The organism is Pseudomonas sp. TWR1-1-3 (assembly GCF_049896805.1).
Classification (GTDB): domain Bacteria; phylum Pseudomonadota; class Gammaproteobacteria; order Pseudomonadales; family Pseudomonadaceae; genus Aquipseudomonas; species Aquipseudomonas bubulae.
This window is the reverse complement of record NZ_JAFCUZ010000001.1, coordinates 268,871-283,862: the sequence shown is the minus strand read 5'-3', so window position 1 is coordinate 283,862 and position 14,992 is coordinate 268,871. Positions and strand designations below refer to the sequence as shown.

General features: G+C 55.4%; 15 protein-coding genes. 7 read left to right on the top strand and 8 right to left on the bottom strand.

The features are described 5' to 3' along the window. Positions 1 to 85: 85 nt before the first annotated feature. From ACP7BE_RS01330 to ACP7BE_RS01310, 5 genes are all read right to left on the bottom strand, one after another. On the bottom strand, positions 86 to 1,324 hold the full coding sequence (locus tag ACP7BE_RS01330) for an ATP-grasp domain-containing protein (RefSeq protein WP_426104373.1): 1,239 nt from the start codon (positions 1,322 to 1,324) through the stop codon (positions 86 to 88). Positions 1,325 to 1,335: 11 nt separating this feature from the next. Beyond that, positions 1,336 to 2,250 (bottom strand): EamA family transporter, encoded by a 915-nt coding sequence (locus tag ACP7BE_RS01325; RefSeq protein ID WP_426104371.1) that lies wholly within the window; start codon positions 2,248 to 2,250, stop codon positions 1,336 to 1,338. Continuing rightward, positions 2,247 to 2,594, bottom strand: a complete 348-nt coding sequence (locus ACP7BE_RS01320; RefSeq protein WP_426104369.1) for a pyridoxal-phosphate dependent enzyme — start codon at positions 2,592 to 2,594, stop codon at positions 2,247 to 2,249. The genes ACP7BE_RS01325 and ACP7BE_RS01320 overlap by 4 nt, the downstream gene beginning before the upstream one ends. Before the next feature lie 330 nt (positions 2,595 to 2,924). Continuing rightward, a complete protein-coding gene (locus ACP7BE_RS01315) occupies positions 2,925 to 4,193 on the bottom strand; it encodes a Zn-dependent hydrolase (protein ID WP_426104367.1) in 1,269 nt (422 codons plus the stop codon). Positions 4,194 to 4,229: 36 nt separating this feature from the next. Beyond that, positions 4,230 to 5,717: an NCS1 family nucleobase:cation symporter-1 gene (locus tag ACP7BE_RS01310; protein WP_095002357.1), complete on the bottom strand. Its 1,488-nt coding sequence runs from the start codon at positions 5,715 to 5,717 to the stop codon at positions 4,230 to 4,232. A gap of 53 nt (positions 5,718 to 5,770) precedes the next feature. Between ACP7BE_RS01310 and ACP7BE_RS01305 the strand changes: the two genes are divergently transcribed. From ACP7BE_RS01305 to preA, 4 genes are all read left to right on the top strand, one after another. Continuing rightward, positions 5,771 to 6,010 carry a hypothetical protein gene (locus tag ACP7BE_RS01305; protein WP_133144381.1) on the top strand — a complete coding sequence of 80 codons (240 nt, stop codon included), beginning with the start codon at positions 5,771 to 5,773 and terminating at the stop codon, positions 6,008 to 6,010. A gap of 313 nt (positions 6,011 to 6,323) precedes the next feature. Then, positions 6,324 to 7,763 (top strand): dihydropyrimidinase, encoded by a 1,440-nt coding sequence (hydA, locus tag ACP7BE_RS01300; RefSeq protein ID WP_095002356.1) that lies wholly within the window; start codon positions 6,324 to 6,326, stop codon positions 7,761 to 7,763. 58 nt (positions 7,764 to 7,821) lie between these two features. Next, positions 7,822 to 9,189, top strand: a complete 1,368-nt coding sequence (locus tag ACP7BE_RS01295) for an NAD(P)-dependent oxidoreductase (protein ID WP_218722898.1) — start codon at positions 7,822 to 7,824, stop codon at positions 9,187 to 9,189. Further along, on the top strand, positions 9,190 to 10,464 hold the full coding sequence (gene preA, locus ACP7BE_RS01290) for an NAD-dependent dihydropyrimidine dehydrogenase subunit PreA (protein WP_095002354.1): 1,275 nt from the start codon (positions 9,190 to 9,192) through the stop codon (positions 10,462 to 10,464). It abuts the gene before it with no gap. Between the two features lie 115 nt (positions 10,465 to 10,579). Here preA and ACP7BE_RS01285 read toward each other — a convergent pair whose 3' ends face one another. Both ACP7BE_RS01285 and ACP7BE_RS01280 read right to left on the bottom strand, forming a co-directional pair. Further along, on the bottom strand, positions 10,580 to 11,200 hold the full coding sequence (locus ACP7BE_RS01285; RefSeq protein WP_095002353.1) for a TetR/AcrR family transcriptional regulator: 621 nt from the start codon (positions 11,198 to 11,200) through the stop codon (positions 10,580 to 10,582). Positions 11,201 to 11,322: 122 nt separating this feature from the next. Then, on the bottom strand, positions 11,323 to 11,679 hold the full coding sequence (locus tag ACP7BE_RS01280) for a hypothetical protein (protein WP_095002352.1): 357 nt from the start codon (positions 11,677 to 11,679) through the stop codon (positions 11,323 to 11,325). A gap of 251 nt (positions 11,680 to 11,930) precedes the next feature. Here ACP7BE_RS01280 and csrA point away from each other — a divergent pair, with 251 nt between their 5' ends. Then, positions 11,931 to 12,125, top strand: a complete 195-nt coding sequence (gene csrA, locus ACP7BE_RS01275) for a carbon storage regulator CsrA (RefSeq protein ID WP_016780419.1) — start codon at positions 11,931 to 11,933, stop codon at positions 12,123 to 12,125. 297 nt (positions 12,126 to 12,422) lie between these two features. Next, positions 12,423 to 12,968 carry a DUF1269 domain-containing protein gene (locus ACP7BE_RS01270; RefSeq protein ID WP_016780418.1) on the top strand — a complete coding sequence of 182 codons (546 nt, stop codon included), beginning with the start codon at positions 12,423 to 12,425 and terminating at the stop codon, positions 12,966 to 12,968. A 46-nt stretch (positions 12,969 to 13,014) separates the two neighbouring features. Here the strand turns inward: ACP7BE_RS01270 and ACP7BE_RS01265 are convergent, their stop codons facing one another. Next, entirely contained in the window at positions 13,015 to 13,347 is a 333-nt protein-coding gene (locus ACP7BE_RS01265; protein ID WP_426104362.1) for a YbjQ family protein, read from the bottom strand. A 222-nt stretch (positions 13,348 to 13,569) separates the two neighbouring features. Between ACP7BE_RS01265 and ppnN the strand changes: the two genes are divergently transcribed. Then, entirely contained in the window at positions 13,570 to 14,943 is a 1,374-nt protein-coding gene (gene ppnN, locus ACP7BE_RS01260; protein WP_095002351.1) for a nucleotide 5'-monophosphate nucleosidase PpnN, read from the top strand. Positions 14,944 to 14,992: the final 49 nt, after the last annotated feature.

Sequence of the window (14,992 nt, the reverse complement as noted above, 5' to 3'; positions counted from 1 at the left end):
CGCGATGGCAACACCGCGATTTGCCTGACAGAACGCAGTGCTTGCATCGCGGGCAAGCCCGCTCCCACAGGTTGGGGCGTCTGTCTTATTTCTTCTCTTGTAGATAGATCCCGGCTGCTTCCATTTCACGGATTCGAGCGTAATCGGCTTCGATCTGCGCCAGATCGGTATGAACCAGATAAACAGTGCCCGGCTGACTGAATACGTCCCGGGTAGGCGCAATTCGCTGACCATTTTCGACGTAGAACACCACCTCGAAAAAAGACGCCAGGCTGCGCAATTGCTGCACAAATGCCCCGGTACAGAAAACACCTTCCGAATGATTGATCAGGCACACATTGTAAGTGTGCCTGGACAGTACATAGTCCTGATTGCCGGCCAGTAGCTGCTCAAACTCAAGGGGCCGAGTAATGGACAGTGCACATGCATCAATCTGTCCAAGACCGGTGGTCAGTGCCGAGACACCGGGCCTTAGAATCCCGTCTGTACGTGCTGCAATCTCCACCAGTTTTGGCCCGTCCTCGGTGTACATAACCTCGGCATGGCTGGGGCCATTACGGATACCCAGGCACTTCACCACCTTTCGGGTATAGGCCACCAACTCGGCATACGGAGCGTCGGTGCAAGCAAGCAGTTGATCGATGTCATATACGATGCTGCCTGTTTCCAGCACACGCTTGGTGTATTTCACCACCTCTGTGACCAACTGATACCCATTCAAGGACACCATATTGACGACATACTCAGTGCCCACCAAATACTCCTGAAGTAGCACCTGGCTGTTTTCGAGACTCAACTTGTTGCGCGTACCCAACAGCGCCTTGAATGCCCCCTTGCACGCTGCCAGATCGCGGCAAATATAAACCCCGTCCGCCCCTGCGCTTTCCAGGGGTTTTACGACTAGCGGAAACCTGCCATGGGCAGCCACCCAGTCTTTACCGTCGCTCCACGTATCCACTGCGCACTGGGCAGGGGCGGATAAACCGGCTTCGGTAACGCACTGAATCATCTCGTATTTGTTTCTGCGAGCCCTGCTCCTGAAAAACTCATTGGCGTAATCCAGCCCCAACTGTTCATTCAACAGATCGGCCAATAACACCCCGCTTTCTGCCCCAGCAATAATAACATCGGGATTAAAATGCCTGAGCTCCGCCAACGTGAACGTCGTATCCGTATGAACGATGGATCGCTCGTAAATAGACGAATCAAATCCGGCATAATAATAGCCATCGAGATCAGAACTGGACGCAACATGAAATAAAGCACATTCATTTTCGTACAATTTCATTGCCAGGAATTTACCCGACGAAAATCCGTCAACCACTACAACTCTTATCATTTCGCACCTCGCCTGTTTGATATAGCCAGCCAGGCCAGCAGTCCAACAATAAGACAGACGGCCAGGATGCTCGGCATTGAAATCGCCACCCGCGAATCCAGGTATTGAAGTAGCAAGGTAAAAACCGGCAACGTCAGCAATACAAATGACACCGCTATTGGACTGAGATGAAAAATGGTTTTTTGAATAAGGTAGACAGGCAACAGATGGCCGACGACAACCAGAACTGACAGCGGCAAGATCCACTGGGGGGCGAGACTGAATGAGGTGTCGCTGAAGCTGATAAACAGGCTGCAAACAACTACCATCATGACGCTCCTCACAGCCAGAATGTCATAAGTTTTCCAACGACAATAAAACATCTTTTTGGAAACAATCGTATAAAATACCGTGCCCATTGCACACAGCACTACACTGACAATACCGATAATTCTCTGTTCTATGGAAGTCGAAGAAATACCACTTTCCCCGACCAAAGACTGAAACAGCATTATGGCAACCGAGAGCAATACCAGTCCGGCAATCAGGGTTTCGAGTGCAGTGGCCTTGCCAGCACCTTTTACAAAGCTCGACACCAGCAAAGTCAATGCTGGGCCGCAGGCTACTGAGGCTACCCCTACTACCGCTGGTTCCAGAAATCGCAGGGCATAAAAAAGACCGCCCCAATTCAACAATACCGACAGATTGATCCATACCACCAATGGCCAGTCTTGCCGGATCTTGTCCATCAAGCTATGCCTGCCTGCACGGAGGCTGTACATCATAAACAATGCAGCAGACGAAACAAAGCAATAGAAAACAACCACCAGGGTATCAAGTACCTGCGTTATAAACGCGACATACACGTCAAAGGCGGCGCTGATAAAACAAAAGAACAACCCTAATATAACACCCAAGCTTTCAGGCTTCATAGACAACCTTTGGGCGTTTCGACCACATGTGCTCCATACGCTCTTATTTGCTCTTTACGTTCACATGTCATCCCTTCCGGCATGAATATTTTGATGGAATAACCTTTCTTCTTTCCAATCCATGCTAGCGCCGCCCCACCGTTACCGGTCGAGCAGTCAACCAGCGTCATACCTTTACGAATGACACCCTCACGCTCTAGCGAAGTGATGATATTCAAATAAGTTCGATCTTTATGACTGCCAGAAGGATTCATATATTCACACTTCGAAAACAAGCGACCTCCATTGCAGGCAAATCGCATCAGCTCAACGAGTGGTGTATTGCCAATATCGTCCAGATTCATAAAACCCCCACAACCTTAAGCCTGATAACTTCCCAGCTATTAATAATTCAACAAACTCTCAAATAAACATTACCCTCAAGAGACCATAGCCGCAAACAAATATACATAGAAAGATCCTACACCATCTTACAGAATCATCTTTAGGACAAAACTAAGATATTGTTATTGCGCAAACTTAAAATACAAAAATGCCGACACAGCAGGCGAAAAGAAACATCACGAAACAAATATTCGATCTCGCGGGCATCTAAAGAACAAGAATATATGGGAACAGGAGCGGCTTTTACCGCTCCCATAGACAGGAGAAAGTGCTGGATCTTTAAATAAGCATCAATGCGCTACATTTTTCGACGCCGCCAACATTGCCTTAAGCAATACCGCGCATCCCGCTGCCAGATCCTTGGGATCGGCGTTTTCGATTTCGTTGTGGCTGATGCCGCCTTCACAGGGCACAAATATCATCCCTGCCGGACCCAACTCGGCCAGGAAGATGGCGTCGTGCCCTGCCCCGCTGACGATATCCATGTTCGACAAGCCCAACTCATTGGCCGCATCCCGCACGGCGTTGACGCAATCAGGGTTGAAGTACAGCGGCGGAAAGTCTGCTGTGGGAGTCAGTTCGAAACTCAGGCCATGCTCCTCGCAGGTGGCTTCAATCACCCCACGCACTTGCTCGATCATCGAGTCCAGCCGCTCGGGCAGCAAATGCCGGAAGTCCAGGGTCATGCGCACTTCACCGGGGATAACATTGCGCGAGCCCGGATAGGCTTGCAGGCAACCCACGGTCCCGCAGGCGTGGGGTTGATGGCCAAGAGCTGCCTTGTTGACGGCGGCAACCACGGCCGCCGCCCCGACCAATGCATCCTTGCGCAGGTGCATGGGCGTAGGCCCGGCATGGGCTTCTACACCGCGCAGGTTGAGGTCGAACCATTTCTGCCCCAGGGCGCCAAGTACGACGCCGATGGTTTTGCGCTCGTCCTCCAGAATCGGCCCCTGTTCGATGTGAGCTTCAAAGTAGGCCCCCACCGGGTGGCCGTTGACCTGGCGGCTGCCAGCATAGCCAATTGCATTCAGGGCCTCACCCACGGTCACGCCCTGGGGATCGGTTTTGGCCAGGGTTTCTTCAAGGGTAAACTTGTCTGCAAAAACCCCGGAACCCATCATGCAAGGCGCAAAGCGTGAGCCTTCTTCATTGGTCCACACCACCACTTCCAGCGGCGCGTCGGTCTCGATATTGAGGTCGTTGAGGGTGCGCAGTACTTCAACCCCGGCCAGTACCCCAAAGCAGCCGTCGAACTTGCCGCCGGTGGGCTGGGTGTCGATATGGCTGCCGGTCATCACCGGCGGCAAATCCGGATTGCGCCCCGGGCGGCGGGCAAAGATATTGCCCACGGCGTCCACGCTGACGGTGCAACCGGCGTCCTCACACCAGCGTACAAAAATATCCCGGGCCTGGCGGTCCAGGTCGGTCAGGGCCAGGCGGCATACACCGCCCTTTACCGTGGCACCCAGCTGGGCCAGTTCCATTAACGAGGCCCACAGGCGCTCGCCGTTGATCAATGGCGCGCGGTGCTGCTGAAGGTCGTGTGCGGCGTTCATGATAGTTTCCTCAGGCAGTTTTTATAGGAAGGCGCTTCAAACCGTGCCTTTGACGGCTTCTGCTTGCTGACTGTTCAGGCGATACAACCCGTAATAAATCACGGCCCCGAGCAACGACCCGGTAAACCAGCCGAAGTCATAGAACCAGCTGAAGGCACTGCTGCCCAACGACAGCAACGTCAGCGCCACAGGTACACCAAAAGCGATAAAACCCTTCCAGTTCCAGGCCGGGTACACCCCGTCACGGTACAGCCCGGCAAGGTCGAGTTTTTGCTGACGGATAACGAAATAGTCGACCACCATGATCCCGGCAATCGGCCCAAGCAGGCTGGAGTAACCCAGCAACCAGTTGGAGTACACGGTTTCCAGGCTCACATCCGAGACCAGCAGGCCGAGTTTCTTCAGCAATTCATGAGCCATCAGCGCCAAGCCCACCAGGCCGGTCAAGATCACTGCCGTGGTGCGGTTGATCAACTTGGGAGCTATGTTCTGGAAGTCATTGGTGGGCGACACAATATTGGCCGCCGTATTGGTCGACAGCGTGGCGATGATGATCAGCGCCATGGCCAGTGCCACCCAGCCCGGGCTCTGGATATGGCCGATCAGGCTGACCGGGTCGGATACGGTAACGCCTACCAGTTTTTCGGACGCTGCCGTCATCACCACGCCCAGAGCGGCGAACAGGAACATGGTCAGCGGCAGGCCAAAAATCTGCCCCAGGATCTGGTCTTTCTGGCTTTTTGCGTATCGGCTGAAGTCCGGAATATTCAGGGACAAGGTGGCCCAGAAACCCACCATTGCAGTCAGGCCGGCAAAGAAGTAGCCGTACACACTGGCACCTTCCGGGCGCTTGGGCGGCTGGGCCAGCAGTTCACTCATCGACACATTGGGCAGAGCCCACACCAGCAGGCCCAGACCGACCAGTACCAGCAAGGGTGCAGACAGGGTTTCCAGCCACTTGATCGACTCGGCACCGCGCAATACCACCCACAGGTTGAGCGCCCAGAAAATCATGAAGCCGATCACTTCACCCGTACCGCCCAGGCTTTTCCAGCCCTCGAACACCGAGCCCAGAAACAGGTGAATGGCCAGACCGCCGAACAGTGTCTGGATCCCGAACCAGCCGCAGGCCACCAGAGCACGGATCAGACACGGTACGTTGGAGCCGATAATGCCGAAGGAAGAACGCAGCAAAACAGGAAAGGGAATGCCGTATTTGGTGCCCGCAAAGGCATTGAGAGTCAGAGGGATCAATACCACGATATTTGCCAGCAGAATCGCCAGCAGTGCCTCACCCACTGAAAGCCCGAAATAGGCTGTCAGAACCCCGCCCAGGGTATAGGTGGGTACGCAAATGGACATGCCGACCCACAAGGCAGTGATATGCCACTTGTTCCAGGTGCGCTCATGAACTTTGGTGGGGGCGATATCGTGGTTGTACCGGGGGCTATCGAGGACTTCAGGCCCGGCATCCAGTTCGTACAAACCGTTACGTTCGGTGACTTTTGATCTGCTCGGTTGCATAGTCGATCACTCTCTTGTTGTGCTGCTCCTGGTTGAACTGCCTGGCGCTGCGTATGGACACAAAGCGCTCCCTTGCCTGGACACTTACTTGCCTATCCCGCCCGGTCATGGCAGCAACAATCAAGAACTGTGCCGTGTTACTTCCCTCGCCTGCTCAAACCGTCCTGCATGACTGGCAACACGCTGCTTTTAAAACCGTTTTAAACACCAGCCAAATGACTCTCATTCCCGTTAAAGGCCTTTATCAGTTTTTTTATATCGCCAAACGAAACACTTCGGTGCGTGCTTATTAACTTAATCGACTCACCTCCCTTCATCCGCAAGCTCAAGCACCTGATTTCGCATAAGAAAGTTCGCTTATATTTGAATCCTGTCAAGTGCGTCAAAATGGTGAGGCCGTGCATCATTTTGGTGATTTAAAATAATTAACTTTAAAAATCATATAGTTATACATATCTAACCTCGTTAAAAATAAAGTTTGATCATTCTTCAACAACCCTCTAGATTTTATTCCTGTCACCAGTGGCAGGAATGCAAACTTCCCACTAAATTTCAATAACAACAGTTAGAACCGGCTTTAGCCGGTCAGCCTGCGAGGAACTCCGTATGTCGCTGTTAATCCGTGGCGCTACGCTTGTGACCCATGATGAAAGTTATTGTGCGGATGTATATTGCGCTGACGGTCTGGTCCGCGCGATTGGCACTGATCTTGATGTTCCCCCAGGCTGCGAAGTTGTCGATGGTCGCGGCCAATATCTGATGCCCGGTGGTATCGACCCCCACACGCATATGCAATTGCCGTTTATGGGCACCGTCGCCAGCGAAGACTTTTTCAGTGGCACCGCGGCCGGTCTGGCAGGCGGTACAACATCGATTATCGACTTTGTCATTCCCAACCCGCAGCAGTCCCTGCTTGAGGCTTTTCATCAGTGGCGGGGCTGGGCCGAAAAGTCGGCAGCAGACTATGGCTTTCATGTCGCAATCACTTGGTGGAGCGAGCAAGTACGTGAAGAAATGGCCGAATTGGTCAGCCATCACGGCATCAACAGCTTCAAGCATTTCATGGCCTACAAGAACGCGATCATGGCCGCAGACGACACTCTGGTGGCCAGCTTCGAGCGTTGCCTGGAGCTGGGCGCAGTGCCCACCGTGCATGCCGAAAATGGCGAACTGGTGTACCACCTGCAACGCAAACTTATGGCTCAGGGCATGACGGGGCCGGAAGCCCATCCGCTGTCACGTCCCTCCCAGGTGGAAGGTGAAGCGGCCAGCCGGGCGATCCGCATCGCTCAGACCCTCGGTACGCCGTTGTACCTGGTGCATGTTTCGACCCGTGAAGCACTCGACGAAATCACCTACGCCCGCAGTCAGGGCCAACCGGTATATGGCGAAGTACTGGCCGGGCATTTGCTGCTGGATGACAGCGTGTACCAGCATCCCGACTGGCAAACGGCAGCAGGCTACGTGATGAGCCCGCCCTTCCGCCCTCGCGGGCATCAGGAGGCACTGTGGCACGGCCTGCAATCGGGCAACCTGCACACTACCGCCACCGACCACTGCTGCTTTTGCGCCGAACAAAAGGCCGCCGGGCGTGACGATTTCAGCAAGATCCCCAACGGCACGGCGGGTATCGAAGACCGCATGGCGCTGCTGTGGGATGAAGGCGTGAATACCGGGCGCCTGTCGATGCAGGAGTTTGTAGCGCTGACCTCCACCAACACCGCGAAGATCTTCAATATCTACCCGCGCAAAGGCACGATCCGGGTCGGTGCCGATGCCGACCTGGTGCTATGGGACCCTCAGGGCACCCGCACCATTTCCGCCAAAACCCACCATCAAAATGTCGACTTCAACATCTTTGAAGGCAAGACCGTACGCGGTGTGCCCAGTCATACCATCAGTCAGGGTCGCCTGGTGTGGGTTGACGGTGACCTGCGGGCCGAACGCGGAGCCGGTCGCTATATCGAACGCCCGGCCTACCCTGCGGTGTTCGACTTGCTGAAAAAGCGCGCCGAGCATCAGCAACCGGTGGCTGTTAAACGCTGAGCATAAAAACACTGCCCGACAGAGGCACAAAGATCTCCTCACCCCTGAGGTAAGCACCGTGATCAAGTCCTTGAACCATTTACCCCACCCCCATGAATCTGCGCAGGTCCTGGCCAGCCACTTTACCGATCTGGCGCCGCCCCTCAATGCTCGCCAGGCCGTGCTGGAAAGCTCACGTTGCCTGTATTGCTACGACGCCCCCTGCGTCAATGCCTGCCCCAGCGATATAGATATCCCGTCGTTTATTCGCAATATCCAACAGGAAAACATCCAGGGCGCAGCACAGAAAATTCTTTCGGCCAATATCCTCGGCGGCAGTTGTGCCCGGGTGTGCCCTACCGAGGTACTGTGCGAGCAAGCCTGCGTGCGCAACAACAGCCAGGAATGCGCGCCTGTACTGATCGGTTTGTTACAGCGCTATGCGGTCGATCATGCACAGTTCAGCGAGCATCCGTTCAAGCGTGCCGCGCCCACCGGCAAACGCATCGCGGTGGTCGGCGCCGGACCTGCGGGGCTGGCTTGCGCCCATCGCCTGGCACTGCACGGGCATGAGGTGGTGATTTTCGAAGCGCGGGAGAAATCCGGCGGGCTTAACGAGTACGGGATTGCCAAATACAAGTTGGTGGACGATTTTGCCCAGCGCGAAGTGGATTTCGTCCTGCAGGTTGGCGGCATTGAAGTGCGCCACGGCCAGCGCTTGGGCGACAACTTGAGCCTGAGCGAACTGCACCGGCAATTCGATGCGGTATTTCTCGGGCTGGGTCTGGCTGCCAGTCGCCAGCTGGGTTTGCCCCATGAAAATGCTCCGGGGCTGCTGGCTGCCACCGACTACATCCGCGAGTTGCGCCAAAGCGACGACCTGACCCGGTTACCCCTGGCCGAGCGCTGCATTGTGCTGGGCGCTGGCAACACTGCGATCGATATGGCCGTGCAAATGGCCCGTCTTGGCGCTCGCGAAGTGAATCTGGTGTATCGCCGCGGGCTGCAGGACATGGGCGCCACCGGGCACGAGCAGGACATTGCCAAGGCCAATCAGGTGCGACTAATGACCTGGGCACAGCCACAGGACGTGTTGCTGGACAACACCGGCAAGGTGCGCGGCATGCGCTTTGCCCGCACACGCCTGGAAGACGGGCGCCTGGTGACCACCGGTGAAACCTTCGAGCTGGCCGCAGACGCGGTGTTCAAGGCCATCGGCCAGGCCTTTGATGATGCAGCCCTGAGCGATCCGCTGGCGCAAACACTCAAGCGCGCGGGCGATCGCATCGAAGTCGACGAACACCTGCGCACCAATATTCCCGGGGTCTATGCCGGAGGCGATTGCACCTCCCTGGGGCAAGACCTGACCGTACAGGCCGTGCAACACGGCAAGCTGGCCGCAGAAGCCATGCATGCCCAACTCATGCTTGATCAGGAGGCTGCATAAATGGCCGATCTCTCGATTGTTTTCGCCGGTATCAAGGCCCCCAACCCGTTCTGGCTGGCCTCTGCGCCACCTACAGACAAAGCCTACAACGTGGTACGAGCCTACGAGGCAGGCTGGGGTGGCGTGGTCTGGAAAACCCTGGGGGAGGACCCGGCCGCGGTCAACGTGTCCTCGCGTTACTCGGCACACTACGGCCCCAACCGCGAAGTCATGGGCATCAACAATATCGAGCTGATCACCGATCGCTCCCTTGAAATCAACTTGCGCGAGATCACCCAGGTCAAGAAGGACTGGCCGGATCGGGCCCTTATCGTGTCGCTGATGGTGCCCTGCGAAGAAGAGTCCTGGAAATACATCCTGCCACTGGTGGAGGCCACCGGTGCCGATGGCATCGAGCTGAATTTCGGATGCCCCCACGGCATGCCGGAGCGCGGCATGGGCGCGGCCGTGGGCCAGGTGCCCGAGTACGTGGAAATGGTCACACGCTGGTGCAAGACCTACTGTTCATTGCCGGTGATCGTCAAACTGACGCCCAATATCACCGATGTCCGCCTTAGCGCCCGGGCGGCCCATCGTGGCGGCGCCGATGCGGTGTCATTGATCAACACCATCAACTCGATCACCAGTGTCGACCTTGAACGCATGGTGGCGCTACCCGTAGTGGGCAGCCAGAGCACCCACGGCGGCTATTGCGGTTCGGCAGTCAAGCCGATAGCACTGAATATGGTGGCGGAAATTGCCCGCGACCCGCTGACCAAAGGCTTGCCTATCAGTGGGATAGGCGGCATTGGCAGTTGGCGTGATGCTGCAGAGTTTATTGCCCTGGGCTGTGGCTCGGTACAGGTATGCACCGCAGCGATGCTTCACGGATTTCGAATTGTTGAAGAAATGAAAGACGGTTTGTCGCGTTGGATGGACAGTCAAGGCTATACCAGCCTGGAGGACTTTTCCGGCCGTGCAGTGGCCAATACTACTGACTGGAAATATCTGGATATCAATTATCAGGTTATCGCCAGGATCGATCAGGACGCCTGTATTGGTTGCGGGCGCTGCCATATTGCCTGCGAAGATACTTCGCACCAGGCCATCGCCAGCTTGAAGCAGGCCGACGGCACACATCGGTATGAAGTGATCGACGATGAATGTGTGGGTTGCAACCTGTGCCAGATAACCTGCCCGGTGCAGGACTGTATCGAGATGGTGCCACACAACAATGGCCTGCCATTTCTGGACTGGAACCACGACCCACGTAACCCGTACTGCGTGGCTTCGTAAATCAACCCTGTGGGAGCGGGCTTGCTCGCGATGCAGGCAATGCGGTGTGTCAGGTACACCGGGGTGATGCCATCGCGAGCAAGCCCGCTCCCACACGATCGATAAGCAGGGTTGCTTACGGCTCCAGCCCGATCCCGCGCAGGATCACACTGGTGACGGTCTGCACCGCACGTTCAAACTGGATATCGGACAACGGCTGGTGATCGTTGATGATCATCACTTGATGGTCAAAGTCAGCGTAATGCTGGGTTGATGCCCAGATCATATACAGCAGGCTGGACGGCTCAACAGGCAGGATTCGCTTGTCTTGCACCCATTGGCGAATTTTCGCCTCCTTGATCTTGGCCCAGTCATACAAACTGGCATCAAGCGCAAGACCCAGGGTCGGGGCGCCATGGATCATTTCATTGGCCCAGACTTTCGAACCATGGGGCCGGGTACGTGAGTGGTGCATTTTGGCACGAATGTAACTGCTCAATACCAGACGAGGATCGTCGTAGGTCTCGAAACACAGCGCATCCTGTTTCCACACTTCCAGCAACCCCAGCAATACCGCGCTGTAAAGATCCGTCTTGGTGCTGAAGTAGTAATGCAGGTTGGAACGTGGCAACTGGACTTGCGCCGCAATGTCCGCCATCGCCGTACCGGCAAAGCCTTTTTCGGCAAAAACCTTTTCAGCCCCCAGAAGGATTTTTTCGACATTGCTGCGTCGAATTTCGATCTTGTGATTGCTCATGGCGATGGCCCTTGCCGTCGTGTTGCTCTGATGTGCGCCGAGTGAGCAAATATTTCCTGCACAAAGCGTCGAATAACGCCAGCGGCAGCTAAGCTCAGGCGGGTACCCGACGCTGTATCAGACTATTTCGCGGCGGGCAGTTCGATCACGTTGGTTTCAATACCGTCCAGCTTGGGCTTGAGTTTCATCTTTTGCTGGGCCTCAAGCGCTTGAGCCTGGGTGGTGAATGGTCCGATCAGGAAGTGCTGAACCCCGCCACTCTCGTAAATGTAAGGAGTAAAACCGTTGTCAAGAAGCCTGCCGGTCGTGTCCGGAATGGTCGCTCTCTGGCCTTCAGTGATCTCCAAAGCCCAGTGAGCAACAGGGGCCTGGGCCATCGTTGCTTCAGAAGCTGCTTTAGCCCGCTGGATTTTATCGTTAGACTCCTGACCGCAAGCCGTCAAGGCCAATATTGCTGTCATCACGATGACTATACGCACTGCGTTTCCCCTGTCTGTTTGAATGGGTAGATTTTATCACTGGGGCAGCGGCCTTGCTCTCCTTGAACAAATCCAAAGTGCCCCAATTTAAGGCTTATGCGCGAGAATTTTCCCCGTAAAGGGAATTAAACCTCTGGCCATGTCGTCTGTAATGAGCGGCGCAATAATACGTACTTAGCAGTATTCTGTAGTCATGACCGAAGCCGCACCGTCTCAGAGACGTGCCTTACAAAGCCATCAAGGAGAAAAAAATGCTGATACTCACCCGCAAAGTTGGTGAAAGCATAAACATCGGTGACGATATTACGATCACTATTTTAGGTGTCAGCGGACAACAGGTCAGAATCGGCATCAATGCGCCGAAGGATGTAGCCGTTCACCGTGAAGAAATTTACCAACGTATCCAGGCCGGCCTGAATGCACCTGAAAAGAACGAACAGCCATAAGCCTGTGAGGTATCAGCCCAAGGCTTGAGGTCAGGGCTGCTCAGCCAGCCCTCCTCAAATCATTTGCACACTGCACCTGCCACGGCATTATCCCCTTGCCGCACCCCTCTCTTTATCAAGAGATATGTCTCGTCGACTTGACCGTTTCAAGGTTAGCGACCACGCTCATTCCTCGCAGCAGGCTCCAGAAAGCTGAACCACTGCGCGCCAGGGTGTTTGCATTGTGCCGCCTTGAGAAACCCCTCCACCCTTCAGCCCTTCGCCGGGCTGGACCTGTACCGTCAAGGAATGAAAGACATGTCCGATTTAATCGTAGTGGGATTTTCAGACACCGAAAAAGCAGATCGTGCCCTCACCAAGATGGTTTCGCTGAGCAAAGAGCATCTGGTCGAGCTGGAAGATGCGGTGATTGTGGTGCGTAATGCCGAAGGCAAGATCCATATCAAGCAAAGCGTTAACCTGACAGCGATCGGGGCTACTTCAGGCCTGGTCACCGGCGGCCTGTGGGGCGCACTGGTCGGGCTGCTGTTTCTCAACCCGCTGGCAGGCTTTGCCATCGGCGGCGCACTGGGTGCCGGTACCGGCGCTTTGTCGGGCTCATTGAGCGATTACGGGATCGATGATGATTTCATCAAGTCATTGAGCGAGACCATTCCGAATGATTCCTCGGCCCTGTTCGTTCTGCTGCGCAAATTCCAGCCGGAAAAAGTGCTGAAGGAACTGGAAGACTCGGACTTCAAGGGCAAGGTCCTGCGTACCTCCCTGTCCCCGGAACAAGAGCAAAAACTGCAGGACGCGCTGTCCAAAACCACTGCAGGCGTACCTTTGGCGAAAACGGTTTAATTCGTAAAGCCCATTCGACCGCCCTGTGCGGTCGAATCCTGGTGCCTCAGTTCAAGCGCACAGCCGTGCCCGTGGCAAACACCACCAGCATGCCGCCACGCCCTGACGGCATGCTGATTTCAAACCCCAGCCCCATAATCGCATCCGCTCCCATGGCTTTGGCCCTGTCTCGAATTTCGTCCGTGACCTCTGCTCGCGCTTCTTTCAGTGCTCGCTCCAGCGTCTGAGAGCGTCCACCAAAAAAGTCGCGTACTCCGGTAAAAAAGTCTCGTACCACATTGATGCCGTGAACCGATTCGGCACTGACAATCCCCAGGTATTCAGTGGCTTTTCTGCCGTCAATGCTGTGTGTGGTGGTGATGATCATCTGCCCGTCCATTTTCTGTTTCAGTGACTTGCGAGGTTACCTTATCGCTGCCGTGCTCACTGCTGGTACTGTAACTGGAGTTAACTGCGGCTCTTTTAATTACAGGACCAAGGCTACTATGCTTACAGAAATGCAATCCAAAGACGCAAGAGTCGGGACGCCTCGCTCGCACTGATGACATGAATTCAAAAGCTGCGCCAAGCAATTTTTCGACCCCGCTCAAGGAAGCTCGCAATGGTCCAAAGACAAGTCATCAACGCCTCGGTCAGCCCGAAAGGCAGCCTGGAAACACTTTCCCAACGTGAAGTACAACAGCTGAGCGAGGTTGGCTCAGGCACCAGTTACACGCTTTTCCGCCAGTGCGTACTGGCTATCCTCAACACCGGCGCTCACGTCGATAACGCCAAGACCATCCTTGAGGCCTATCAGGACTTCGAGGTGCGGATTCACCAGCAAGACCGCGGCGTGCGGCTTGAACTGCTCAACGCCCCTGCCGATGCATTTGTCGATGGCGAAATGATCGCCAGTACCCGTGAAATGCTCTTCAGCGCCCTGCGCGACATCGTCTATACCCAGAGCGGCCTGGACAGCCCACGCATTGACCTGAGCAGCTCGGCGGGCATCACCGACTACGTGTTCCACTTGCTGCGCAATGCCCGCACGTTGCGCCCGGGCGTCGAACCGAAAATCGTGGTGTGCTGGGGTGGCCACTCCATCAATACCGAAGAGTACAAATACACCAAAAAGGTCGGCCACGAACTGGGCCTGCGCAGCCTGGATATCTGTACCGGCTGCGGTCCCGGTGTGATGAAAGGGCCAATGAAGGGCGCCACCATTTCCCACGCCAAACAACGTCTGACCGGTGGCCGTTATCTGGGCCTGACCGAGCCGGGCATCATTGCTGCCGAAGCGCCGAATCCCATCGTCAATGAACTGGTCATTCTGCCGGATATCGAAAAGCGTCTTGAGGCCTTTGTGCGGGTCGGTCACGGGGTGATTATCTTCCCGGGCGGTGCTGGCACGGCAGAAGAATTCCTGTACCTGCTGGGCATTCTGATGCACCCGGAGAACAAAGATGTGCCGTTCCCGGTTGTCCTGACCGGCCCCAAGGAAGCCGAACCCTATCTGCAGCAACTGCATGAGTTTGTCGGCGCTACCCTGGGTGAAGAAGCGCAACAGCAGTATCAGATCATCATCGACAACCCGGCCGAAGTGGCCCGTCATATGACCGCCGGGCTCAAGGCGGTTAAACAATTCCGCCGCGAGCGCAACGACGCTTTCCACTTCAACTGGTTACTGAAAATCGACGAAGGCTTTCAGCGCCCGTTCGACCCGACCCACGCCAACATGGCCAGCCTGAAACTGCGCAGCGACATGCCAGCACATGAATTGGCCATCAACCTGCGTCAGGCCTTCTCCGGGATTGTGTCGGGTAACGTAAAAGAGAAAGGCATCCATCTGATCGAGCAATACGGGCCTTACGAGATCCACGGTGACGCTGCCGTGATGAAACCTCTGGACAAACTGCTGCAGGCATTTGTTGAGCAGCACCGTATGAAACTGCCAGGCGGTGCGGCCTATGAGCCGTGCTATCGCGTCGTAAGCTGAACCCCACCCATAAGGCTCGCGTGCCCCAACGGTGGGAGCGAGCCTGCTC